Raw genomic sequence first — 22,918 nt, 5'->3', positions numbered from 1 at the left:
CGCCCGCTGTCCCCGCGGCGTTCCGGACGCCGGGGCGGGGGTGGCGGGCGGGTGTCGACCCGCGATGATCGACCCTGCGGACGCCCGGGGCGTCCGCAGTACGAGCGACGAGCGACGAGCGACGAGCGACGAGCGACGAGTGACGAGCAGCACAACGAGCAGTACGAGCAGTACGACGAGCAGTACGAGCAGGATGAGCGAGGGGGAACGGAAATGCGCTACGCCGACGGTCCGGGGGCGGTCTGCGAGGTCTTCGTCCAGGCGCCGGTCGACCGGGTGTGGGAGCTGGTGACGGACATCGAGCTGCCCACCAGGCTCAGCCCCGAGCTCCAGCGCGTCGCGTGGCTGGACGGCGCGGACGGCCCCGCCGTGGGCGCCCGCTTCGAGGGTCACAACCGCCGCGTCGACATGCCCGATTGGCGGACGGTCTCCGAGATCACCGAGCTGACCGGCCCCGCCGGCGCGGCCGGTGTGCGTGCCTTCGCGTGGGCCGTGATGGACGCCGACGGCCGCTACGGCGAACCGGTCTCCGACCCGGCCGGCTCGCTCGCGCGGTGGCGCTTCGAGCTCACGCCCGAGGACGGTGGCACCCGGCTGCGCCAGTCGGTGGAGATCGGCCCGGGCCGCAGCGGCGTCAGCGCCTACATCGACGCCAAGCCGGAGATCGAGGAGAAGATCGTCGACTTCCGGCTGGGCGAGCTGCGCAAGGGCATGACGGCCACCCTCGAAGGCGTCAAGTCGCTCGCGGAGCAGGGGGAGTAAGCCCCGAACCGCCGGAGCCGGCGGATGGGGCCACCCCCCGACCGGCCCGGCGGCTGCGCGCCGAGGACCCGCGGCTGCCCGTCCTGGTGCTCAGCCAGTACGTCTCGCAGGGCTACACCGCGGAGCTGATCGCCTCCAGCGGCCAGGGCGCGGGCACCGGGTACCTGCTCAAGGACCGGATCGGCGAGGTGCAGGAGTTCGTCTCCGCGCTCGCCGCCGTGGTCGAGGGCGGCACGGTGGTCGACCCGGAAGCGGTCCGCCAGCTGCTGACCCGCCGTCACAACCCGCTCCAGCGGCCGAGCCCCGAGGAGCGCGAGGTCCTGGGACTGATCGCCGAGGGCCGCTTCAACGCCGCGATTGCCCGTCGGCTGGTGGTCACCGAGGCCGCGGTGTCCAAGCGGATCGCGAGCATCTTCACCAAGCTCGACCTGCCGCAGGCGCCGGACGACCACCGCCGGGTGCTGGCGGTGCTCACTCTCTGGGGTCCTGACCGTGCCCGGGGTCCTGACGGGGCGGGGGTTCGGGGGCCGGGGATCCGGAGGCCGGGGTCGGGCTCGGGGCCGGGGTCGGCTGTCGGCGATCACCAGGACAGGGGGTAGCGGACCGGATGCCTGCCGATCCGGCCGGGCAGCAGGCCGATGAGGACCAGGAGCCCCGTGGCGAGCAGCAGCAGGGGGAGGAACGGCACGGGGTGCGGCGCCTGCAGGACGACGATGACGGCGGTGGCTGCGGCCGGGGAGTGCGAGAGGTGGGTGAGCATCATCGCACCGAGCGAGAGCCCGGCGGCGACGGCCGCACCCCAGCCGGTGCTGCCGGTGACGGCGAGGGTGGCGAAGCCGATCAGGGCGGACATCAGCTGACCTCCGACCAGGTTCCGCGGCTGGGAGATCGGCAGCCCGGGCGCGCCGTGCACCAGGGCCGCGCTGGCCGCCAACGGCGGGATCAGCAGCGGTTGGTGGAGCAGCACCCCGACCGCGACCAGCAGGAGCAGGGCACCGATGGCGAAGACGGTGGCCCGCAGCACGTGCAGTGGGTGCGGTCTGGGCGTGGCGGCGGGCGGCGGCGTGGGCATGCGTGCGTGCTCCGGCTGGAGGGACGGGGACCTGGAGATGATAAACAGATTGTTGAAAAAAGCTGGGACGTTTTGCCTGCTGGGCAAAGCCCGACGGGTGTCGGACGGGGTGATCCGCGCGGTCGTCGAGCGTGCGGTCGTCGAGCGTGCGGGCCGGATCACGATGCCCACTCCGGCGGACGCGCACCTCCATCCGGCCAGCGGGCGGGAGGCTCCGCGCTGGGCGGGGTGATCGCCCGGGGGCGGACCGCTCGCGAGCTGATCGGCCCCGAGCGCGCCAGGGGGGCAGGCCCGACGCCGTGGACGGGCGGGCTCCCTCCGCAGGATCCGTCGCGGACTCAACCGGACGCTGTGGCCGGGCCCCACTCGCCGAGCCACTGCTCGGCGCCCCAGGCCTCGAACCGCTCCACCTCGGCGAACCCCAGCGTCGCCGCGAGACGCATCGAGCCGAGGTTGGCGCTCTGGGTGGTGAGCACCACCGGCTCGCCGGGAAACGCACCGGCGAGCCAGCCGAGCGCCGCCGCGCACGCCTCGGCGGCGTACCCGAATCCCCACGCCCGCGGCAGGAACAGGTAACCGAGGTCGATTTTCCCCGCGGCAGCCGGGCGGCGCTGCCCGGTTGCCCTCCTCAGCAGGATCTGCCCGATCATCGACCCGTCGAGCTCGACGACGAAGCTCCCGGGCCACCGCTCGGGCACCCCGGACAGCTCGCGCTCAAGCCGGTCACGCGGCCGGGGACCGCCGAGATAGGTGTGCACCTCCGGCGAGGCGAGCAAATCGACGAACGCCGCACGGTCCCGGGTCTCGGGCTCGCGGAGCACGAGTCGCTCGGTCCTGATCGGCTCGGGTGGCCAGGCTATGGGCCCCAGATCTTCCATCCGCGCACGCTAACAGGTGGTCAACCCGGACGAACGACAACTGTGTTGCCGTATCCCGGCGCCACGCAGGCCGAGAGTTCGGCGAGCAGTCCGGGGGCTGCCAAGCGGAGCGGGCTGGGAGCGGATCAGGCCGGGGCGCGGAGCACCGTGCCTCCGCGGTCGGCTAGGGCACGGGCAAGGGTACGGGCACGGACGCGGCGCGGAGTCGGGCGGCTCCGCACCCCGTCCAGGGCTGCGCCTCGGGCCGGCCCGACCGCCGGGCATGGAAAAGGCAGGGAGATCGCTTTCCCTGCCACTACCAAGCTATACCGCACCGGGGGGCTTGCGGCAAGGCCCCCGTCCTGCCGCAGAATCGACGGTCTCAACGCCTTGACCTGCGGAAACGGGAGTCGTGACATGCGTGTGTTGTTGACGAGCTGGGGATCGCGCGGAGACGTCGAACCGGTGGCGGCGCTGGCGGCGGCCCTGCGGGACCTCGGCGTGGAGGCGCGCGTGTGCGCGCCGCCCGACCAGGACTTCGTGGACCTGCTGGCGAGGACCGGGGTGCCGCTGGTGCCGCTCGGTCCGACGGTGCGCTCGATCGTCGCCGGCCCGAAGCGGCCGACGGCGCAGGACGCCTTCCGGCTGGCCCCCGAACTGGTCGCCGCGCGGTTCGAGACGCTCACCGCGGCCGCCGAGGGCTGCGACGCCCTGCTGGCGACCGGCCTGATGCCGGCCGGAGCGCCGGACGTCGCCGAGTACCTCGGCATCCCGTACGTGCTCGCCTGCTTCCACGTCTTCGGGCTGCCCTCGCGGCACTTCCGGCCCGGCGCGCGGCCGGGCACGCCGTCCCCGCAGGAGGAGACCGACCCCCGGGTGCTGTGGAAGCAGGACGCCGAGCGGGTGAACGGGCTGTACGGCGAGGCGCTCAACCGCCACCGGGCGGAGCTCGGCCTGCCGCCGGTGGACAACGTCCGCGACCACGTGCTCACCCGCCGGCCGTGGCTGGCGGCGGACCCGACCCTCTGCCCGTCCGAGGGCATGACCGAGCTCGACCTGGTGCAGACCGGGGCGTGGATCCTGCCCGACGACCGCCCGCTGCCGGCCGACCTGGAGGCCTTCCTGGACGCCGGTGAGCCTCCCGTGTACGTGGGTTTCGGCAGCATGGCCTCGCACGCCCCGGACGGCATCGCCAGGGTCGCGACCGAGGCGGCGCGGGCCCACGGCCGCCGGGTGGTCCTCGCCCGCGGCTGGGCCGGTCTGACCCCGGTCGACGACCGCGACGACTGCCTGGTCATCGGCGAGGTCAACCAGCAGGCGCTGTTCCGCCGGGTGGCCGCCGTCGTCCACCACGGCGGAGCCGGCACCACCACCACGACGACCAGGGCCGGTGCGCCCCAGGTGGTCGTCCCGCTGATCGCGGACCAGCCGTACTGGGCCCGCCGCGTCGCCGAGTTGGGCATCGGCGCGGCCCACCTCGACCCCACGCCCACCGTCGACTCCCTGTCCGCCGCGCTGGCCACGGCCCTGGCCCCCGAGACGCGGACACGGGCACGGGCCGTGGCCGCGACCATCCGCACCGACGGGGCGACGGTGGCCGCGAAGCTGCTGCTCGACACCGCGGCCGGCCGTGGGCCGCACGGGCCGTCCTGAGTCGGGCGGACGCCGAGGGGGCGGCCGGGCTCGGACTCGGGGTGGGGGTGGGGCGCATCGCGCCGCCGCGTCCCGAACCGAGGTGCGTAGCTGAGCACGTGGGGTGAGGGGGACTCCCGGATCCTCCTCCCTTCGATCGGACGGCGATGCGTGCCGGCCCGGACGGGCCGTGCTCCGGCAGCGGCTTCGGGGACCGGGCAGTCGGGCTCCGGGCGTCGGGCTCCGGGCGTCGGTGGCGTCGGTTAGGGTGCCCACCGGCGCGCCCGGCCACCGCGGGCCGGCGCGAGGGGAGGGCGGCATGACCAACGGTGTGCACGAGGAGACCGTGCGGACCGGCGACGGCATCCAGTGGCTCGCGGAGGTCGGCCGACCCGGCACCGGGCTGTCGGGAACGGGCGGGCCCGACACGGACGGCGAGGTCGGCGGAGTGGTGTTCGCCCGGGGGATCCCGCCCGAGGAACTCGCCCGCCGGATGGGCGCCGACCCGACCGCCGGGACGGAGCCGATCAGCGCCACCGAGCTCCGGGACCTGGACATCGAGGTCTACCGCCCCAGCGACGACGGCGACGGCGTGATCCGCGTCGGCGAGTGCGGCGGCTGGTCGTTCGCGATCGAGTACGGCGACTCCACGGGTGGTGAGTTGCTGACCGAGATAGCGCGCGACGGCGTCGAGGTCGTCCACTTCCGCCCGATGCCCGAGCAGCCGCCGGCCCTGATCGACTACGCCCACGACGGTGCCGTGCTGTGCGGCTTCGGCCTCGGCGAGGAGCGCTGGCGCTGGGGCCAGGAACCGGACCTCCTCGTCCCGGACCTGATCACCGCCGGCGTCCTGGAGCCGGACGGCGTCACCCCCCGGCCACCCGAGGGTGACGGAAGCGCGGCCGCCCACCGCCGCACCCTCGGCGCCGTCGAACGGCGCTTCGGCCTGAGCCTGCCCCGAGCCGCCCTCGACGGCCTGCGCCTGCCGGCCTACGCCGTCCGCGGCACCCCGGGGATGGCGCCCCGGTGAACCGCGGGCGCCGGCGACCGGCGAGGCGATGACGGACGGAGCCAGGCCGGGACCGGCGGACAGCAGCAGGGCAAGAGCGGCGGCCAGCGTGAACAGGCCGGACAACGCGAACAGGCTGGCCAGCGCGAACAGGCCGGAAAAAGCAGACAGGCCGGCCGGCGCGAACGGTTCAGACGGAACGGTCATGGTCGGGATCCCCTCCCGGGCCCCCGGCGGGGCCCGACGACCGTCATCCTTGCGCTCTGCCGCTGCTCGCACATGTGCCGATCGGGAGGTTCCCGGACCGGGACTCCCGGTGGGACCCTGCCGATCGGCAGGGTTCGCTCCCTGCCCGCCCAACCGGACTCGCCCGGCGGGAACCGGGCGTTCCGAACAGGCCGTCCCCGACGTCGCCCCCGGACACCGGCGACGCGGCCCCACCGGCCCGGCCGGGGGCTGCGGCACGACCCGCGGCGCGCCCCCACCCGGCCGATCGCCCTGGCCGATCGCCCTGACCGATCGCCCTGGCCATCGCCCCGGCCATCGCCGTGCCGTTCGGCCGCCCGGGCACCCGCCTTCCCCGCCGCGCGCTCGCCGCCCCCGGGCAACCCGTCCCAGCGGTCGGCCGAACGGCCCCGCGCCTGCCTCGCCCCGCCCAGCGCGGCGCCCCGCGTGAACACCCCCACGCCGTGAGGGCGAGGCCGGTCGCACGAGCCCAGGAGCCCAGAGCCCTACGGAGGGCGTCAGGACGGTTCGTCCGGCGCCCCGCCCGGACGCCACGGGGCACCAGGCGGTGAGGAGTTCGGTGAGAGCGCCACCGGGCGGGCCGGCTGCCCCCTCACCCGGGTGGCCGGTGGCAGGCTGGGCGGCGCGCGCCCCCGTCCGGAGGTTCCGGGCAGGCAGGCCGACCGGCTGGCGCCTAGGGTCGGTGATGCGTCGACCGGGCCGCGCGTCGGGCGTACGCCGTCCCGCCGCGCGCCGGGGCGACCGGCCGACCCGAGAGGTGGACCCGCCCCATGCACACCGTCGTCCGCGGCGCCGGAGCGCTCGGTCTGGCCGCACTGCTGCTGACCGCCACCAGCGGCTGCCAGGGCGACGGTTCGTCCGCCGCCGAGCCCGCGCCCACCTCCCCGGTCACCGGGGGCTCCGCGAGTGCCACCGGCTTGGCCGCCCAGCAGCTCGACTGGCACGCCTGCACCGCCCCCAGCGCCGCCCAGGGCGGTGGCACCGCGCCCGCCGCCGACTGGCAGTGCGCCACCCTCAAGGCGCCGCTGGACCACGCCAAGCCGGACGGGCCGACGATCGACCTCGCGCTGATCCGCAGCCGGGCCAAGGACGAGCAGCACCGGATCGGCTCGCTGCTCTTCAACTTCGGCGGCCCCGGCGCCTCGGGGGTGGCCACCCTGCCCGCCCTCGCGCCGAGCTACGCCTCCCTCAACACCCGCTACGACCTGGTGAGCTTCGATCCGCGTGGGGTCGGCGCGAGTGCCGGGGTGACCTGCTTGGACGACCGGGCCATGGACGCCAGTGCGGCCGTCGACGGAACCCCGGACGACGCGGCCGGGGTGAAGGCCCTGGACGACAGCAACGCCCGGTTCGTCGCCGCCTGCGAGCACAACTCCGCTCCCGTGCTGCCGTACGTGGACACCGAGAGCGCGGCCCGGGACATGGACCTGATGCGGCAGGTGCTGGGCGACCCGAAGCTCTCCTACTTCGGCATCAGCTACGGCACCCAGCTCGGCGGCGTCTACGCGCACCTGTTCCCGCAGCAGGTCGGCCGGCTGGTGCTGGACTCGGTGGTGGACCCGACGAAGGACCCGCAGCAGTCCGCGCTCGGTCAGGCCCAGGGCTTCCAACTCGCCCTCGAGGACTTCATGAAGGCCTGCGCCGCCCAAGCCGGCACCTCCTGTCCGACCGGGGCCGGCGGCGGCGAGGGCACCGCGAAGGTCGCCGCGCTGCTGCAGCGGCTGGAGCAGTCGCCGCTGCCGGCCAAGGACGGGCGGCAGCTCACCGAGACGCTGGGCGTCACCGGCATCGCGGGCGCCCTGTACAGCCAGGAGACCTGGCCGGTGCTGGCGGCCGGGCTCACCGAGGCGATGGAGCAGGGCACCGGCACCACGCTGCTCCAGCTCGCCGACGCGCTGAACGGGCGCGACGCGCAGGGGCACTACAGCAACCTGAACGCCGCGAACCGGGCGATCAGTTGCGTGGACGCGCGGCAGCGCTACTCCGACCAGGACGTCCAGCAGCAGCTGCCGCAGTTCCAGGCGGCCTCACCGGTGTTCGGCGCGTTCACCGCCTGGGGCCTCACCGGCTGCACCGGTTGGCCCGTCCCGGGCAAGGGCGACCACCCGGAGGTCGCCGCGGCGGGCGCGGCCCCGATCCTGGTGGTCGGCACCACCGGGGACCCGGCCACCCCGGTGGAGGGCGCCCGTACGATGGCGCAGCAGCTCGGCGCGGGCGTCGGCGTCACCGTCACCCTGCAGGGCGAGGGGCACGGCGGGTACAACACCGGAAACCCCTGCTTGAAGCGGACCGTGGACGCCTACCTGCTGGACGGGACGGTGCCGGCGGACGGGACGACCTGCAGCTGAGAACGGGCGGACGAGCCCGCAGGCCCTCTCAAGTGGACCAGCGAAAGTGGTCCGAATTGGCCCTGTGGAATGGGCCACTTGGCCGCTAGGCTCGTCGTCGTGACGAACACCGAGACCGACCACACGACGAAGCCCACCAAGGTCGACTTCTACTTCGACCCCGTCTGCCCGTTCGCCTGGATCACCTCCCGGTGGATCCTGGAGGTCGAGCGCCACCGCGAACTCGACCTGACCTTCCGGGTGATGAGCCTGTCCGTCCTCAACGAGGGCCGCACCGACCTGCCCGAGCGCTACCAGCGCCTGATGACCACCGGCTGGGGCCCGGTCCGGGTCTGCATCGCGGCCGCCGAGAAGTACGGCCAGCACGTCCTGCGCGACCTGTACACCGAGCTCGGCACCCGCTTCCACGACCAGGACCGGCCGGCCGACGACGCCGTCATCCGGGAGGCCCTGGTCGCGGCCGGTCTGCCCGAGGAACTGGCGGAGGCGGCGAACAGCACCGCGTACGACATCGCGCTGCGCAAGAGCCACCACGAGGGCATGGACCCGGTCGGCGAGGAGGTCGGCACGCCGACCATCCACGTGGACGGCGTGGCCTTCTTCGGCCCGGTGCTGAGCGCGATCCCGCGCGGCGAGGACGCCGTACGGGTCTTCGAGGGCGTGCGGCTGCTGGCCGGGTACCCGAAGTTCTTCGAACTCAAGCGGACCCGGACGGGCTCGCTCGACTTCTCCTGAGCTCCGGCCCCCGCTCACCCGCGCCGCCGCCGGCTCCCCCGGGCCACGGCCCCGCTCACCCGCGCGCCGCCCCCGCCTCTCCCGAGCCCCGCCCCGGCCTCTCCCGAGCCCCGGCTCCGGCAGGCCCGTCGGCCTTCGGGCTCCCGTCCGGACGCGGAGCGTCCGACCATGGAGACGGAGGCCCGGTGCCTCGAGAGGCGGTGAGCGCGGATGATCGTACGGACACGGCTGCACGCTGCCCGCCACGGCGCGACGCCACCCGGTCCGGGCCCGGAGCCCGACACCGGGTCGAAGCCGGGCTCCGGGCCGAACCAGGGCTCCCATCCGAACCCGGGGCCGAACCCGGGGCCGAACCCGGGCCGGGGGCCGGAGCCCGGCCCCGGCTGGAACCTCGGCCCGGGCCGGCGCCCGCCCCAGGCCCCCGGCCGGCAGCAGCGCCAGGGCCCCGGCGGTCCGGGTGGTCCCGGCGGCCCGGCCCAGCCCCCGCCACCGTCCTGGCGCCGCTGGCTGCTGCCCGTCGCCGTCCTGGTGACGCTGCTCCTGCTGGTGCTCTTCTCCCACGCGGCCAAGCCCGGCACCCGCTACGGCTACACCGACTTCGTGAACCGGGTCGACACCGGCCAGGTGCAGACGGTGGACGTCAGCGACACCGGCGGGGTCAGCGGCACGCTCAAGGACGGCACCCACTTCACCACCCAGATCCCCACCGCCCTGGACACCTCCCAGCTCAGCCGTTCGCTCAGCGACCACCACGTGACCGTCACCGGCAGCCGCTCCGGGGGCAGCTCGCTCTGGTCCACACTGCTGCTGTTCCTGCCGCTGCTGATCTTCGGCGGGCTGTTCCTCTGGTCGGGCCGGATGGCCGCCCGCTCGCTGGGTGGCGGCCTGAGCGCCATCGGCCGCTCCCGGGCGAAGATCATCGAGGCCGAGCGGCCCGCCACCGGGTTCGCCGACGTCGCCGGGTACGAGGGGGTGAAGCAGGAGGTCAGCGAGGTGGTCGACTTCCTGCGCAGCCCCGAGCGGTACGCCGCCGCCGGCGCCAAGGGGCCGCGCGGGGTGATCATGGTGGGGCCGCCGGGCACCGGCAAGACCCTGCTGGCCCGGGCCGTCGCGGGCGAGGCCGAGGTGCCGTTCCTGTCCGTGACCGGCTCCGGCTTCGTGGAGATGTTCGTCGGCGTCGGCGCCTCCCGGGTCCGGGACCTCTTCGAGGAGGCCCGCAAGCGCGCACCGTCGATCATCTTCATCGACGAGATCGACGCCGTCGGCGGCCGCCGCGCGGGCGGCACCCGGATCGGCGGCAACGACGAGCGCGAGCAGACCCTGAACCAGCTGCTCGCCGAGATGGACGGCTTCGACCAGAGCACCGGCATCGTCGTCATCGCCGCCACCAACCGGCCCGACGCCCTCGACCCGGCGCTGCTGCGCCCCGGCCGCTTCGACCGCCAGGTCACCGTGCCGCTGCCCAACCAGGCCGAGCGGGCCGCCATCCTGGCCGTGCACACCCGGGGCAAGACCCTCGCCCCGGACGCCGACCTGGACCGGATCGCCCGCGGCACCCCCGGCTTCTCCGGCGCCGACCTCGCCAACCTGGTCAACGAGGCCGCCATCTACGCCGTCCGCGCCGACCGGGCCACCCTGACCGCCGCCGACCTCGACGCCGCTCGCGACCGGGTGCTGCTCGGCCGCCGGGAGTCCTCCAACGCGCTGCTGCCCGACGAGCGGCACGCCGTCGCCGTGCACGAGTCCGGGCACGCGCTGATGGCCGCGCTGTGCGAGCACGCCGACCCGGTCGCCAAGGTGACCATCCTCCCGGCCGGTGTCGCCCTCGGCGCCACCGAGCAACTGCCCGAGGCCGAGCGGCACCTGTACAGCGAGGGCTACCTCACCGACCTGCTCACCGTCCAGCTCGGCGGCCGGGCGGCCGAGCTGGTGGTCTTCGGGGAAGGCTCGACGGGCGCCGCCAACGACCTGGCCAACGCCACCACGGTCGCCACCCGGATGGTCCGCGAGTTCGGCCTCTCGCCCGAACTCGGCCCGGTCGGCTACTCCAGCGGCAGCCCGCACTACCTCGGCGACAGCCCCGAGGACCTGCTGCGCCGCCCGTACTCCGAGCAAACGCAGCGCGCCGTGGACGAGGCGGTCGCCGCGCTGCTGCGGCGGGCGGAGCGCCGGGCGGTCGGCCTGCTGACCGAACACCGGCACCACCTGGACGAGTTGGCGGGCCTGCTGGTCGCCCAGGAGACCGTGGACGGCGCCGTGGTCCTCGACATCCTGACGCACCCGAGGACCTCGGAGCACCCGCAGGTGCCGGACGGCCCGGTGTCGCTGACCAAGCCGCGCGGGGACTAGGGAGACGGCGGTACGATCGTCGGCCGTATCCTCGTCCCCGAGCCCGTCTCCGACCTCACCTTCGGCGGCCCGGGGAACAGCCGTCTGTTCACCACCGCCACCACCGCGGCGCACTCCCCGCTGACGTCGACGACGGGCACCCGCCGCGTCACCTGCCCCGAGGAGTCGGAATGCCCGAGCCCCTGACAGCCGATCTCCAGCGGGAGATCGCCCACGCCCTCGGTGTCGCCCCCGTCGCCGACCCGCTCCGGGAGGCCGAACGCCGCGTCGCGTTCCTCGCGGAGCAGCTCCGGACCGCGGGCGGCCGCACCCTGGTGCTCGGGATCAGCGGTGGCGTCGACTCCACCACCACCGGACGGCTGTGCCAACTCGCCGTCGAGCGGCTGCGCGCCGAGGGGTACCAGGCGGCCTTCTGCGCGATGCGGCTGCCGTACGGGGTGCAGGCGGACGAGGACGACGCCCAGCGGGCGATCGCCTTCATCGAGCCGGACCGGCTGCTGACCGTGGACGTCAAGCCGGCGACCGACGCGGCCCTGGACGCCCTGCTCGCCGCCGGGCTGACGTTCACCGACCACGCCCACGAGGACTTCGTCCGGGGCAACGTCAAGGCGCGCCAGCGGATGGTGGTCCAGTACGCGGCGGCGGGCGCCGAGGGCGGCCTGGTCGTCGGCACCGACCACGCGGCGGAGGCGGCCGTCGGCTTCTTCACCAAGTACGGCGACGGCGCGGCCGACGTGATGCCGCTCTCCGGACTGACGAAGCGTCAGGTCCGTTCGCTCGCCGAGGCCTTGGGCGCACCGGCCGAGCTGGTCAAGAAGACCCCGACCGCCGACCTGGAGGACCTCGCCCCCGGCCGCCCGGACGAGGAGGCCCTCGGCGTCAGCTACGACGCGCTGGACGACTTCCTGGAGGGCCGGCCCGTCGACGAGCAGGTCGTCGCGACCGTCCTCGGCCACTACCGCCGCACCGCGCACAAGCGGGCCCTCCCGGCCGTGCCCGGTCCCGCCCGATGACCCCGGCCCCGGGCGCGGGCGGGTACGCGGGAACGGGCGCGAGCACGGACCCGGCCCGGCGCGATCGCGCCGCCGGGGCCGTCCTGGGTGCCGCGGTGGGCGACGCCCTCGGTGCCCCGTACGAGTTCGGACCGCCCGGCGCCTTCTCCGCCCGGTTCCCCGCCGGCACCCCGGGCGAGCTGGTCGCCGGCGGCGGCCGGGAGCGCGGCGAGGCCACCGACGACACCCAGATGGCCGTCCTGGTCGCCCAAGCCCTGATCGAGCGCGGAGGGTTGGACCTCCCGGACCTCTTCGACCGGTTCCGCCGCTGGGCCGCCGCGGACCCCAAGGACATCGGCATCCAGACCGAGGCCGTCCTCACCGGCGACCTCCCCTGGGACCTCGCCGCCCCCGTCCACTTCAACACCACCCTGCGCGCCGCCGGCAACGGCGCCCTGATGCGCGCCTCGACCTCCGCCGTGGCCTTCGCCCGCGCCGGACGGCGGGCCACCATGGACGCCGGACGCCGGATCGCCGCCCTCACCCACGGGGACCGGGCGGCCTGGGAGGGCACGGCGATCTTCCACGAGCTGGTCCGCCTCGCCCTGGACGGCACCGACCCGCTCGACGGCATCCCCGAGGCCCTGGCCCATGTCGACCCCGACCACCGCGAGCGTTACGCCACCGTCCTCGCCCCCGACTGGCACCCCGACCGGGCCACCGAGGCCAACGGCGCGGTCTGGCCCTGCCTGGGCTCGGCGGTCTGGGCGCTGCGCGGCACCGACGGGTTCGAGGCCGCGCTGCGGGCCGCGATCGACCTCGGCGGTGACACCGACACCGTCGCCGCCGTCACCGGTGGCCTGGCCGGGGCGTGGTACGGCGCGGCGGCGGTGCCCGCACGCTGGACCGGGCCGCTGCACCTGACGCTGCCGGGCTTCGGCGACCGGGTGTGGCGGGCGCCCGACCTCCTCGACCTGGCCGACCGGCTGACCGCCCTGGACCTGATGCCGTGACGCCGTGACGCCCTGACGCCCTGACGCCGTGACGCCGTGACGCCCTGACGCCCTGACGGGAGGCACCGGCGACCGGCGCCTCAGGCCGCGACGACCAGGGCCGGGTGGTGGTGCCGCATGGCGGCGATGACCGCCTCGGGGCCGACGGGCAGGGTGGTCGTGGCGATGTTCGCCGGGCCGCAGCCCATGCCGCGGTTCGCGGCGGCGGTCGCCCGGACGACCCGCGGGGCCCGGGCCAGGTAGCGGGCGGGGTCGGTGAGCACCAGCTCGATCATGCGCTGGGTGGCGCCCCTGACGGTGATCACCCGGATCCGGACCGCGGCGATCTCGTGCCAGGGGATCCGACCGAGCTGGACGTGGTCCAGCCCGGCCGCGTCCAGAACCAGCTCGGGTCGGCCCCGGACGAGCCGGTTGGCGCACACCACGGCGCAGAGTCCGAAGAACAGCACGCCGAGTCCGCCGGCGAGCCGGTTCTTCAGCGATTCGTCCCCCGTCAGGAGGGACGCGCCCATCGCCACGAAGGCCAGCGAGCCGAGCAGGACGAGGACCATCCGGAGCGGGGAGGAGCGGTACACGGTCGGCGGCACGGCCGCGGTCTGATCGGTCACGCCGGACAAGGTACCGACCGTGGTCGGTCCCGGCCCCGGCGGGTCCTGCCAGGGGAGGGTGACGGTCGGTGGGGTGATCGTGAACCAGGCGGCCAGGAGCCTCGGCGGCGCCGGGCGCCCGCGGAGCGCGCCGAGCCCCGCGCAGTGGCGGTGGGCCTTGCGGGGTGGACCACGGCCCGGCGACGGCCGCGCCCGGCGGGGCCCCGGACAGGACCACGGCGATCAGGCCGACGGCCTGGTCGGCCCGGCCGGGCGCGACCGCCGACGTGGCCGAGGCGGCGGCGCACCCGGCTCCCCGGCCTGCGGGCGCGTCACCGGGCGGGTCCTCGGCGTCAACGGCGGTGTGGCCCCGGGCCGCTGACGCGCCGATCGGCGGGCGCGTGCTCCGGCGCGGCCGGCGGCGCTCCCCGGCGGCCGCGTTCATCGATTGTCAACCAGCCGTGCCTACCGTGAGCTCCGACCACGAACCGCGTCCGACCAGGGAGCCTCCGCTGACCAGGATCATCACCACCGCCCTGCCCGCCCACGGCCACACCAGCCCGCTGCTGGCCGTCTCCGCCGATCTCGCCGCCCGCGGGCACGAGGTGGTGTTCCTCGGCGGCTCGCGCTTCGCCGCGGCGGCGGAGCGGGCGGGCGTGGGCTTCGTCGCGCTGCCCGCCGGAGCGGACTTCGACGACCGCGACCTCGACGCGAGCTTCCCGGGGCGGTCGAGCCTGCCGCCCGGTCCGGAGCGGCTCGCCTTCGACGCGCGGCACGTCTTCGTCGACCCGATCCCGCTGCAGTACCGGGCGCTGCTCGCACTGCTGGCGGACTTCCCGGCGGACGCGGTGCTCGCCGACGCCTTCCTGCAGGGCGCGCTGCCGCTGGCGCTGAGCCGGCCGCGCGCGGAGCGCCCGGCGCTGATCGGCATCGGGGTCACCCCGTCGATGCTGCCGAGCGTGGACACCGCACCGTTCGGGTCCGGACTGCCACCGCTGCCGGGGGAGGAGGGCCGGGCCCGCAACCGGGCGCTGCAGGAGGAGGCGGACCGGCGCGGCGAGCCGCTGCGGCAGTACGCCGAGAAGGTGTACGCGGAGCTGGGCGTCCGGCTGCCGGAGGGGCCGCGCGGACTGGCCATGGTGACGGTGCCGGACCACTTCCTGCAGCTGACCGTGCCGGGCTTCGAGTACCCGCGCAGTGACGCGCCGGCCGGCTACCGGCTGATCGGCGCACTGCCGGGCCTGGTCGGCAGCGAGCAGCCGCTGCCGGCCTGGTGGGACGAGGTGGCCGGCGCGCGGCCGGTCGTGGTGGTGACCCAGGGGACGCTGGCCAACGGCGACCTGGGGGAGCTGATCGCCCCGACCGTCACCGCCCTGGCGGAGCGGGACGTGCTGGTGGTGGCCGCCACCGGCCGCCCGGACGGGCCGGGGGCACTGGCCGGGCTGCTCGGCGGCACCCTGCCCGGGAACGTGCGCGCCGCCGGCTACGTCCCGTTCGAGCGGCTGCTGCCGCACACCGCCGTCCTGGTCAGCAACGGCGGCTACGGCGGGGTGCAGACGGCGCTGCGGTACGGGGTGCCGCTGGTGGTGGCCGGGGCGAGCGAGGACAAGCCGGAGGTGGCGGCCCGGGTGCAGTGGTCGGGGGTGGGGCTGGACCTGCGGACGGGCCGTCCGGCGCCGGACGAGGTCGGCGCCGCCGTCGACCGGGTGCTCGCCGAGGACCGGTTCCGCACCCGGGCCCGCGCACTGGCCGCGGAGCTGGCGGAGCACCGGCCGTTCGACGCCATCGCCGAGCTGGTGGAGTCGCTCGGGCGGCGCTGAGGTCCCCGCGGCGAGCGGCGAGCGGCGAGCGGCGAGCGGCAAGCGGCAAGCGGCGAGCGGTAGGCGACAGGCGGCGAGCGGCGCGCCAGCCGTTCCCCCCGCCGCACCGCGCCGCGCCGCCTGCCGGAACGATCCGTCAGCCCGCGTCGGATCAGTCCCCGTCGGCGTCGGGCTCGGTGGTCGGCGTACCGCCGGACCTGATGCCGAGCTTGACCTCGGCCGTCGTCCAGTCGGTGGCGATCGCCTGCTGGGCTGCGGCGAGGGTGATCTGGCCCTTGCAGATCGCGGTGTGCAGGTGGGTCTCGATCGAGTCCTTGGGGTTGTTCGGCCCCTTGCCCGGGACGTGGCCCGGGGAGGGCGGCTGGATCCAGAGGTTGCGCGCGTCGTTGGGGTCGCCGCCGAGCTGGAGGCTGATCAGGTGGTCGTACTCGGCGTCGCCCATCGGGCCGGTGTAGCCGTAGGACTTGGCGTTCTCGGCCTTCTCCTTGCCGGTCAGGCCGGCCGGCGGGCGGATGGTCGAGGTGTAGCCGCCCTGCTTGCAGATGGTGTCCTTGAGGTTGTCCTGGGTGACCGCCGGGCTGATCGCCCCCGGGGTGCAGTTGGGGTCGGGCAGCGGCTGCTTGTCCGCGGTGTAGCGGTAGTGGCAGCTGCCCGGCGCGGGCTGCGGCTGGACCTCGTACGAGCTCTTCGGGCCGGGGCCGGTGACGATCGCGGCCGGCGCGGGCTGGGCGGCGTCACCGCCGGCCGCGGCCGGGGCGGAGCTGCGGCCGGCGCCGCCCTTGGCGGCGTGGCCGCCGCCGGACGAGCAGCCTGCGGCTGCGGCGAGCAGGACGGCCGCGGCCACGGCCAGGGCACGGCGGGCGGGAGCCGGCACGGGTTCCTCCATCGGGGTGTGCGTGAGCAGCGGTCACCCGGGTGTCGGCGGCCGCGCCAGCGGACACTACCGTGTCGACAGGGCCGGACGGGTGACGGCGCGTCCGGGCGCGGGAGGCCTTCGCCGGGCGCGCGGAACCGTTTCCGCACACACCCGGCCCCGCGCCCGGTCGCCGCGCGCCCGAGGCACGCCCGCAACGCCCCTGCCGGCGCGGGCTACTGCCCCGCGATCCAGTCCGAGACCAGCTCGTCCAGCACCCCCAGCGGGAGGCTGCCGTGCCCGATCAGCTGGTGGTGGAACTCACGGACGTCGAACCGGGCCCCGAGCGCGGCCTGTGCCCGCTCGCGGTGCCGTACGAGCTCCCGACGGCCGATCAGGTAGGCGGTGGCCTGACCCGGCCAGGCCAGGTAGCGGTCGATCTCGTTGCGGACGTTGGCCTCGGTGGTGGCGGTGTTGTCCCGCATGAAGGCCATCGCCCGCTCCCGGGACCAGCCGTAGTGGTGCATGCCGGTGTCCACCACCAGGCGCACCGCGCGCAGCGCGTCCAGCGAGAGCATGCCGAAGCGGGACAGGTCGGAGCCGTACAGCCCCATCTCGTCCGCGAGCCGCTCGGTGTAGAGGCCCCAGCCCTCGACGTGCGCGGTCAGCTGGCCGCTCGGCTTCTGCCGGAACAGCGGCAGGTGGTGCAGGGTCTGCGCGACGGCCAGCTGCAGGTGGTGGCCCGGCACGCTCTCGTGGAAGGCGATCGCCTCGTACTCGTAGGTGAACCTGGTCTCCGGGCGCAGGGTGTTGATCCAGTGCGTGCCGGGCCAGCCGCCCGGGCCCGGCGGCTGGTAGTAGGCGAGCGGCGCGGTCTCCGCCTCGATCGGGTCGATCTCCCTGGTCACGCAGTCGGCGATCGGGTACGGCCGGAACCAGTCGGCCGAGGCGCGGCGGGCCCGCTCCAGGGCGCCGTCCACCAGGGCGACGATCTCGGCCGCGCTGCCGAAGCGCAGCGAGCGGTCCTCGCGCAGGGCGGTCAGCACTCCGGCCGGGTCGGTGGTGCCGAGCACCTTGCCGCCCAGCTCGGCGAACTCCTCGCGCAGCGCCGCGACCGCGTCCAGGCCGATCCGGTGGACCTCCTCGGGGGTGAGCCCGGGCCTGGTGAAGCGGGCGACGGCGTCGGCGTAGCCCTCGGTGCCGCCCGGCACGTGGCAGACGCCGGCCCGGTCGTCGGGCCGGGCGTCCGGCGCCAACCGCTCGGCCAGCCCGGCCCGGTAACGGGCCACCGCCGGGCGGACGGCGTCGCGGACGATCGACCGGGCGCGCTCGTACTCCGGTCGGCCGCGCAGCGGGCGCAGCAGGACGTCGTCGTCCGGGGCGGTCGCGAGGTGGGCGTCCAGCTGGGCGACGGCGGCGTCGACCCCGCTGCGCAGCGGGTGGCGGCCCTCGGCGGCGGTGTCCACGGCGGAGCGCAGGGCGGCGTCGAAGTAGCCGGGCAGGCCGGCGAGCCGTTGCAGGTAGGCGCCGGCGCCCTCGTGGTCGACGGGGGCCATGGTGAGCGAGGTGAAGGCCTCGTTGTGCCGGGCGACGATGGTCGCCGAGACGCTGAAGTCGGCGAGCCCGTGAGTCAGTCGGCCGATGCCGTTGTCGATCAGCCGGGCGAGGGTCCGGTGGGTGGTGCGGTCCTCGCCGTTCAGCCCGTCCAGCGGGATCGCGGCCAGCCGGGAGCCGAGGCGCTCCAGCACCTCGCGGTGGTGCCGGTCCGCGGCCCGCGAGGGGTCGGGCAGCAGGTGGGCGTAGCCCTCGACGCCGCTGAGCGTGGCGTCGAAGGGCTGGTGGGTGTTCTCGGCGTCGAAGTACTCGTCGGCGAGTGCGGCGAGTCCGGCGTGGTGCGGCTGCTCGATCACGGATCCCCCTGGTCCGGTGCGGTCGGTGCGGCACGGGATGCCCGGGGCGCCCCGATCCCGCCGATTATTCGGAGTGATCGGCGGCGCGGTCAACACGCCGGGACGCGGGGGGAGTTCCGACCGCTGCCGCCGGAGGCGGGGCGCCCGGGCCGGGGCGGTCGGCGGTGGGCCCGCGGGGCGGTCGGTCTGCCCGCGTCCGTCACCTCGACCAGGCGGCGCCGGGCGCGGGGCGGCCGCCGTCCCGGTCGGTGAAGCCGTACCGTCCCGCCGGCTCCCGGAAGTCCGACCCCGCGCACGACGGTGCCGACGCCCGTGGGAACGGACGCCGGCACCGTCGTTGCGCAGGGCCTCTGACGATCCCCGCCGAGGGAGTCCCGGGACGGGACCGCCGGGTGGGGTCAGCGGGCCTGGGTGGCGTTCGCCTCCTTGGCGGCCTTGGCGGCGGCCTCCTTCTCCTGCTTCTCCTTGATCCGCACGGCCTCCTTGCGGACGTCCACCTGGTTGGCGCGCTCGTGCTGCAGCCAGAGCGGGTTCTCGGCCTTGATCGCCTCGATCTGCTCGGTGGTGAGCGCCTCGGTCACGCCGCCGCGGGCCAGGCCGGAGATCGAGACGCCGAGCTTGGCGGCGACCACCGGGCGCGGGTGCGGGCCGTTCTTGCGCAGGTCCTGGAGCCACTGCGGCGGCTCGGCCTGCAGCGCGTTGAGCTCCTCGCGGGAGACCACGCCCTCCTGGAAGTCGGTCGGCGCCGCGGCGAGGTAGATCCCCAGCTTCTTGGCCGCCGTGGCCGGCTTCATGGTCTGGCTGGTCTTCTGCTTGAGCGATGTCATGGGACAAGGGTAAGGGAGTGCGCGGGCCCTTCCGGTCACGGTCGGTAGCCTTGCCCTGTGACAGACATGCAGGTGAACCCCACCTTCCGGCTCGTGTACGTCCCGGGCGTGACCCCCGGCAAATGGGTGCGGGTCTGGGGCGAGCGGCTCCCGGACGTCCCGCTCGACCTCCTCGCCGTCCCCTCCGGCGACGGCGAGCGCACCCTGCGCGAGGGCGGCGCGGACGCCGGGCTGGTCCGGCTGCCGGTCGACAAGGACGTGCTCAGCGCGATCCCGCTGTACACCGAGGCCACCGTCGTGGTCTTCCCGAAGGACCACTGGTTGGCCGCCGCCGAGGAGGTCGCGCTCGACGACCTCGCCGAGGAGGTGGTCTTCCACCCCCTCGACGACACCCTCGGCCTCACCGCCGACACCCTGCCCGGGCGCCCGGCGATCGCCCGCCCGGACACCACGGCGGACGCGATCGAGCTGGTCGCGGCGAACGTCGGCGTGCTCCTGGTGCCGCAGTCCCTGGCCCGGCTGCACCACCGCCGGGACCTCACCTACCGGCCGGTGGCGGAGGGGGCGCCGCAGTCGCAGGTGGCGCTGGCCTGGCCGCAGGAGCGGACGACCGAGCTGGTGGAGGAGTTCATCGGGATCGTCCGGGGCCGGACGGTCAACAGCTCGCGCGGGCGCGGGGCCGGGCAGGCGGCGGCCGAGGCGCAGCCGAAGAAGGCGGCGGCGGCCCGGCGCACGCCGCCGCAGCAGAAGGCGGGCGGCGCGAAGGTGGGCGGGGCGAAGGCCGGCGGCGCGAAGGCGGGAGCGCCGAAGGCGGGCGGGCAGAAGCCGAGGCCGTCGGCGGGCGGCCGGGGTGCGGCGGCGGCGCGGCGCGGCAAGCCCAAGCGCCGCTCGTAGGGCGTAGCGTCGGCCCCGTTCCGCCGAGAGTCGGTGGGCACGGTGGGAGGAGCGGGGCCATGTGGCATGACCTGGTGGTCGTCCAGATGCCGATCGTCGAGAAGATCCTGCGCACGGTGGCGGTCTACGCGCTGGTCCTGGTCCTGTTCCGGATCGCCGGGAAGCGCGGGCTGGCGCAGCTGAACACCTTCGACATGGTGGTGGTGTTCCTGCTCTCCAACGTGGTGCAGAACGCCGTCATCGGCGCCGACAACAGCCTGCTCGGCGGGGCGATCGGGGCGGTCACCCTGGTCGCGGTGAACGCCGTCGTCACGCGCTGGCTGGCTCGTGACCCGAGGGCCGCCAGGATCCTGGAGGGCACGCCCACCACCGTCGTCCGGGACGGCGAACTGCTGCCCGACGCGCTGCACGCCCTGACCCTGCGGCCGTCCGAGCTGGAGCACGCGATCCGGGTCCAGAACGGCGACTCGGTGACCGAGGTCGCCCGGGCCCGGCTGGAGCCGGACGGGCAGCTGCTGGTCACGCTCAAGCGGGACGAGCAGAGCGCCACCCGGGCCGACGTGGCGGAGCTGCGGCAGCGGCTGGAGACGATCGAACGGCTGCTGGTGGACCTCGCCGACGGGCGGCGCCCGCCGCGTTGAGGGCCTGCGTCCGCCGCGTTGAGGGCCTGCGTCCGCCGCGCTGAGGGCCGGTGCCCGATGGGTCAGGGGCGGGCGTCGGCCGTGGCGGGCGCCTCGGCCCCGGCGTCGGGTCCGGTCTCGGCCCGGCGACGGCGCGCGGTGGCGACGGCCAGCCCGAAGCCGAGGCCCGCGGACAGCAGGTGGCCGACGGTGGTGAAGTCCGGCAGCGGGCCGGGCCAGTCGACGCCGCCGGAGAGCGGCCAGGCGACCACGAAGGCGGCCCAGGGCAGCCGGGCCCACCGGGGCACGGCGAGGGTGGCGAAGGCGAGGGAGGTCTGGGCGCCGTAGCTGATGCCGTAGTCCAGGTCCTGCCGCACGCTCTCCGGGTACCAGCCGTGCCGCAGGGCGAGCAGGATGACGGCGGCGGTGATCAGGGTGGCGCCGATGTGCCCGCCGAGGAGGACGGCGGTGGCGCGCAGCCTGCCGTAGCGGCGCTCGGCCCAGGCGAGGCAGCAGCAGATGCCGAGGCCCAGGGTGATCAGGGTGCCGCCGAAGCCGGTGGAGGCGATGTCGGTGAGCGTGCCGTCGAAGAGCAGCGCGCTGCCGAACAGCGCGGTGACCGGATGGTCGTGCAGGTTGTCCAGGTTGGTGCTGATGTAGGCGCGGACGGCGTCCGCGCGGTCGGCGGAGGTGTTCTCGACCCAGATGTGCCCGAGGACGAGCAGGAGGACGTAGCAGAGCGTCAGCGGTGAGCGGCGCGGGTACGTCCGGAGCGCGCGGAGCAGCCGGGACGGGAGCCCCCGCGGTGATCGAGCGTTCATGTTCCTGATGCTGTCCCAGTCGAGCCGATAGTCCGACCGGCTCAACCCCGCCGGCCCCCGCCGCGACAGTACCGTCCCCGGCCGGATCGGTGCTCGGCACGCGGGGGCGTGGTGCTCGGCGTGCGGTGCCCGGCGTGCGGTTCCCGGCCCTAGCGGCGGGAGAGCGTCGCCGTGAAGGGGCGCGGGGAGAGGGAGGCGCTGCGGGCGGGGCGGACGGGGCGGCCCCGGGTGGGGGTGATGGTCCAGCGGGTGGCGATGGTGGCGATGGCGAGGACGGCCTCGGTGGTGCCGAAGGCGTCGCCGATGCAGCGGCGGGCTCCGAGGCCGAAGGGGGCGTAGGTGCCGGGGGCGGGGCGGGCGGTGGTGAGCCAGCGGTCGGGGTCGAAGCGGTCGGGGCAGGTGAAGACGTCGGCCCGGCGGTGCAGCAGGTACGGGCTGTAGAGCAGGGTGGCGCCGGCCGGGAGGTGGTGGCCGCCGAGCCGGGTGTCGGCGGTGACGGTACGGCTGAGGATCCACACCGGCGGGTAGAGCCGCAGCGTCTCGCTGACGATCCGGGCGGTCAGCGGGAGGGCGGGGAGGTCCTGGTGGCGGGCGGGACGGCCGTCGAGGACGGTGTCGAGTTCGGCGTGCAGGCGCTCGCGGACGGAGGGGTTGGCCGCGAGCAGGGTCCAGGCCCAGGAGAGGGTGGCGGCGGTGGTCTCCATGCCGGCCAGCAGGAAGGTGACCACCTGGTCGTGGACCTCGGTGTCGGACAGGCCCTGCCCGTCCTCGTCCGCGGCGCCGAGCAGCACGGAGAGCAGGTCCCGCCGGTCGGTGCCGGCCGCGCGGTAGTCGGCGATCAGCCGCTGGGTGATCTCCCGCAGGTCCTGCCGGGCGCGCCGGAAGCGGCGGTTGCCCGGGGTGGGGAGGCGGTCGGCGCCGGGCAGCGGCAGCATGACCCGCCGTCCGACCCCGCCGGCGATCACGCCCATGCTCGCGTGCACCGGCAGCGAGCCGGCCCGTTCGTGCGCGGCGAACAGGCAGCGGGCGGTGACGGCGGTGGTCAGGCGGTACATCGCGGCCGGCACGTCGATGGTGTCGCCGTCGCGCCAGGGGGCGGTGGTGCCGGCGATCTCCTCGGCCATCATCGCGGCGTAGCCGGGCATCCGGTCGCGGTGGAACGCGGGCTGCAGCAGGCGGCGTTGACGCCGGTGGTCGGCGGCGGGGCACGTGGCGAGGCCGTTGCCGAAGACCTCGCGGGCTTTGTCGAGGAGGATCCCGCCCTTGTCGTACGCGCGGTCCTCGGTGAGCAGCCGGCGGACCAGTTCGGGGTGGCAGACGACGTACGCGTCGAGCGGGCCGAGCCGCACCCGGACGAGGTCGCCGTGCGCGGGCAGGCCGGCCACGAAGGCGAGCGGGCGGCGCAGGAAGGCCGGGGCGTGGCCGAGCAGCGGGACGCCGCCGGGGGCGGTGGCGGCGGTGAACGAGGTGGTCGGGAAGGAACGGGTCGGCACGGGCGGCACCTCGGGTCGGGCGGGTGGGACCGGAACGGTTCGTGCTCGGGGGGTCTTTCCAAGCCGCCGTCCGCGAAA

The 22,918-nt window shown here is 75.4% G+C and carries 19 protein-coding genes and 1 pseudogene; 12 read left to right on the top strand and 8 right to left on the bottom strand.

Annotated features, from left to right (window positions below; genetic code table 11):
* Nucleotides 1-51: 51 nt before the first annotated feature.
* Together ACZ6Y7_RS22775 and ACZ6Y7_RS22770 are read left to right on the top strand one after the other, a co-directional pair.
* A complete protein-coding gene (locus ACZ6Y7_RS22775) occupies nt 52-762 on the top strand; it encodes an SRPBCC family protein (RefSeq protein ID WP_465759751.1) in 711 nt (236 codons plus the stop codon).
* A 38-nt stretch (nt 763-800) separates the two neighbouring features.
* A pseudogene (locus ACZ6Y7_RS22770) lies at nt 801-1,235 on the top strand (response regulator transcription factor); the annotation flags it as partial.
* Nucleotides 1,236-1,342: 107 nt separating this feature from the next.
* On the opposite strand, the gene ACZ6Y7_RS22765 reads toward ACZ6Y7_RS22770, so the two are convergent.
* Nucleotides 1,343-1,834 carry an HPP family protein gene (locus tag ACZ6Y7_RS22765; RefSeq protein WP_465759750.1) on the bottom strand — a complete coding sequence of 164 codons (492 nt, stop codon included), beginning with the start codon at nt 1,832-1,834 and terminating at the stop codon, nt 1,343-1,345.
* Nucleotides 1,835-2,172: 338 nt separating this feature from the next.
* Entirely contained in the window at nt 2,173-2,712 is a 540-nt protein-coding gene (locus ACZ6Y7_RS22760) for a GNAT family N-acetyltransferase (RefSeq protein WP_465759749.1), read from the bottom strand.
* Nucleotides 2,713-3,108: 396 nt separating this feature from the next.
* Here ACZ6Y7_RS22760 and ACZ6Y7_RS22755 point away from each other — a divergent pair, with 396 nt between their 5' ends.
* The 7 genes from ACZ6Y7_RS22755 to ACZ6Y7_RS22725 all read left to right on the top strand — a co-directional run bounded on the left by ACZ6Y7_RS22755 (nt 3,109) and on the right by ACZ6Y7_RS22725 (nt 13,015).
* Complete coding sequence (locus ACZ6Y7_RS22755) at nt 3,109-4,344, top strand: glycosyltransferase (protein WP_465759748.1); 1,236 nt, start codon at nt 3,109-3,111, stop codon at nt 4,342-4,344.
* A gap of 298 nt (nt 4,345-4,642) precedes the next feature.
* Nucleotides 4,643-5,353 (top strand): DUF6461 domain-containing protein, encoded by a 711-nt coding sequence (locus ACZ6Y7_RS22750; protein WP_465759747.1) that lies wholly within the window; start codon nt 4,643-4,645, stop codon nt 5,351-5,353.
* A gap of 995 nt (nt 5,354-6,348) precedes the next feature.
* A complete protein-coding gene (locus ACZ6Y7_RS22745) occupies nt 6,349-7,926 on the top strand; it encodes an alpha/beta hydrolase (protein WP_465759746.1) in 1,578 nt (525 codons plus the stop codon).
* 99 nt (nt 7,927-8,025) lie between these two features.
* Complete coding sequence (locus tag ACZ6Y7_RS22740) at nt 8,026-8,661, top strand: mycothiol-dependent nitroreductase Rv2466c family protein (RefSeq protein WP_465759745.1); 636 nt, start codon at nt 8,026-8,028, stop codon at nt 8,659-8,661.
* A gap of 210 nt (nt 8,662-8,871) precedes the next feature.
* Nucleotides 8,872-11,010 (top strand): ATP-dependent zinc metalloprotease FtsH, encoded by a 2,139-nt coding sequence (gene ftsH / locus ACZ6Y7_RS22735; RefSeq protein WP_465759744.1) that lies wholly within the window; start codon nt 8,872-8,874, stop codon nt 11,008-11,010.
* 170 nt (nt 11,011-11,180) lie between these two features.
* Nucleotides 11,181-12,023, top strand: coding sequence for an ammonia-dependent NAD(+) synthetase (gene nadE, locus ACZ6Y7_RS22730; protein ID WP_465759743.1), 843 nt, complete (start codon nt 11,181-11,183; stop codon nt 12,021-12,023).
* On the top strand, nt 12,020-13,015 hold the full coding sequence (locus ACZ6Y7_RS22725) for an ADP-ribosylglycohydrolase family protein (RefSeq protein WP_465759742.1): 996 nt from the start codon (nt 12,020-12,022) through the stop codon (nt 13,013-13,015). Before nadE ends, ACZ6Y7_RS22725 begins: the two co-directional genes overlap by 4 nt.
* 80 nt (nt 13,016-13,095) lie before the next feature.
* Here ACZ6Y7_RS22725 and ACZ6Y7_RS22720 read toward each other — a convergent pair whose 3' ends face one another.
* Nucleotides 13,096-13,623 (bottom strand): STM3941 family protein, encoded by a 528-nt coding sequence (locus tag ACZ6Y7_RS22720; protein WP_465759741.1) that lies wholly within the window; start codon nt 13,621-13,623, stop codon nt 13,096-13,098.
* A 440-nt stretch (nt 13,624-14,063) separates the two neighbouring features.
* Here ACZ6Y7_RS22720 and ACZ6Y7_RS22715 point away from each other — a divergent pair, with 440 nt between their 5' ends.
* Nucleotides 14,064-15,422 carry a glycosyltransferase gene (locus tag ACZ6Y7_RS22715; RefSeq protein WP_465759740.1) on the top strand — a complete coding sequence of 453 codons (1,359 nt, stop codon included), beginning with the start codon at nt 14,064-14,066 and terminating at the stop codon, nt 15,420-15,422.
* Nucleotides 15,423-15,573: 151 nt separating this feature from the next.
* Here the strand turns inward: ACZ6Y7_RS22715 and ACZ6Y7_RS22710 are convergent, their stop codons facing one another.
* The 3 genes from ACZ6Y7_RS22710 to ACZ6Y7_RS22700 all read right to left on the bottom strand — a co-directional run bounded on the left by ACZ6Y7_RS22710 (nt 15,574) and on the right by ACZ6Y7_RS22700 (nt 19,012).
* Nucleotides 15,574-16,308 carry a hypothetical protein gene (locus tag ACZ6Y7_RS22710; protein ID WP_465759739.1) on the bottom strand — a complete coding sequence of 245 codons (735 nt, stop codon included), beginning with the start codon at nt 16,306-16,308 and terminating at the stop codon, nt 15,574-15,576.
* 203 nt (nt 16,309-16,511) lie between these two features.
* The gene (locus ACZ6Y7_RS22705) at nt 16,512-18,185 is read right to left on the bottom strand and encodes a DUF885 domain-containing protein (RefSeq protein ID WP_465759738.1); all 1,674 of its coding nucleotides are present in this window, start codon (nt 18,183-18,185) and stop codon (nt 16,512-16,514) included.
* A gap of 398 nt (nt 18,186-18,583) precedes the next feature.
* Nucleotides 18,584-19,012 carry a DUF5997 family protein gene (locus ACZ6Y7_RS22700; RefSeq protein WP_465759737.1) on the bottom strand — a complete coding sequence of 143 codons (429 nt, stop codon included), beginning with the start codon at nt 19,010-19,012 and terminating at the stop codon, nt 18,584-18,586.
* A 57-nt stretch (nt 19,013-19,069) separates the two neighbouring features.
* Between ACZ6Y7_RS22700 and ACZ6Y7_RS22695 the strand changes: the two genes are divergently transcribed.
* Both ACZ6Y7_RS22695 and ACZ6Y7_RS22690 read left to right on the top strand, forming a co-directional pair.
* The gene (locus ACZ6Y7_RS22695) at nt 19,070-19,906 is read left to right on the top strand and encodes a LysR family substrate-binding domain-containing protein (RefSeq protein WP_465759736.1); all 837 of its coding nucleotides are present in this window, start codon (nt 19,070-19,072) and stop codon (nt 19,904-19,906) included.
* 59 nt (nt 19,907-19,965) lie between these two features.
* Nucleotides 19,966-20,547: a DUF421 domain-containing protein gene (locus ACZ6Y7_RS22690; protein ID WP_465759735.1), complete on the top strand. Its 582-nt coding sequence runs from the start codon at nt 19,966-19,968 to the stop codon at nt 20,545-20,547.
* Between the two features lie 62 nt (nt 20,548-20,609).
* Here the strand turns inward: ACZ6Y7_RS22690 and ACZ6Y7_RS22685 are convergent, their stop codons facing one another.
* Together ACZ6Y7_RS22685 and ACZ6Y7_RS22680 are read right to left on the bottom strand one after the other, a co-directional pair.
* On the bottom strand, nt 20,610-21,347 hold the full coding sequence (locus ACZ6Y7_RS22685; RefSeq protein WP_465759734.1) for a rhomboid-like protein: 738 nt from the start codon (nt 21,345-21,347) through the stop codon (nt 20,610-20,612).
* A gap of 149 nt (nt 21,348-21,496) precedes the next feature.
* Nucleotides 21,497-22,840, bottom strand: a complete 1,344-nt coding sequence (locus tag ACZ6Y7_RS22680; RefSeq protein WP_465759733.1) for a cytochrome P450 — start codon at nt 22,838-22,840, stop codon at nt 21,497-21,499.
* Nucleotides 22,841-22,918: the final 78 nt, after the last annotated feature.

This window comes from Kitasatospora sp. NPDC053308 (assembly GCF_055585785.1).
Note: the sequence above shows the minus strand (reverse complement) of the source record. Positions and strands in the feature narration are given on the sequence as shown.

Excerpts from the sequence above, each read along its gene's own strand:
- ACZ6Y7_RS22700 (WP_465759737.1), bottom strand. The coding sequence starts at position 19,012 with ATGACATCGCTCAAGCAGAAGACCAGCCAGACCATGAAGCCGGCCACG.
- ACZ6Y7_RS22725 (WP_465759742.1), top strand. The coding sequence starts at position 12,020 with ATGACCCCGGCCCCGGGCGCGGGCGGGTACGCGGGAACGGGCGCGAGC.
- nadE (WP_465759743.1), top strand. The coding sequence starts at position 11,181 with ATGCCCGAGCCCCTGACAGCCGATCTCCAGCGGGAGATCGCCCACGCC.
- ACZ6Y7_RS22690 (WP_465759735.1), top strand. The coding sequence starts at position 19,966 with ATGTGGCATGACCTGGTGGTCGTCCAGATGCCGATCGTCGAGAAGATC.
- ACZ6Y7_RS22760 (WP_465759749.1), bottom strand. The coding sequence starts at position 2,712 with ATGGAAGATCTGGGGCCCATAGCCTGGCCACCCGAGCCGATCAGGACC.
- ACZ6Y7_RS22685 (WP_465759734.1), bottom strand. The coding sequence starts at position 21,347 with ATGAACGCTCGATCACCGCGGGGGCTCCCGTCCCGGCTGCTCCGCGCG.
- ACZ6Y7_RS22750 (WP_465759747.1), top strand. The coding sequence starts at position 4,643 with ATGACCAACGGTGTGCACGAGGAGACCGTGCGGACCGGCGACGGCATC.
- ACZ6Y7_RS22710 (WP_465759739.1), bottom strand. The coding sequence starts at position 16,308 with ATGGAGGAACCCGTGCCGGCTCCCGCCCGCCGTGCCCTGGCCGTGGCC.
- ACZ6Y7_RS22745 (WP_465759746.1), top strand. The coding sequence starts at position 6,349 with ATGCACACCGTCGTCCGCGGCGCCGGAGCGCTCGGTCTGGCCGCACTG.
- ACZ6Y7_RS22765 (WP_465759750.1), bottom strand. The coding sequence starts at position 1,834 with ATGCCCACGCCGCCGCCCGCCGCCACGCCCAGACCGCACCCACTGCAC.
- ACZ6Y7_RS22755 (WP_465759748.1), top strand. The coding sequence starts at position 3,109 with ATGCGTGTGTTGTTGACGAGCTGGGGATCGCGCGGAGACGTCGAACCG.
- ftsH (WP_465759744.1), top strand. The coding sequence starts at position 8,872 with ATGATCGTACGGACACGGCTGCACGCTGCCCGCCACGGCGCGACGCCA.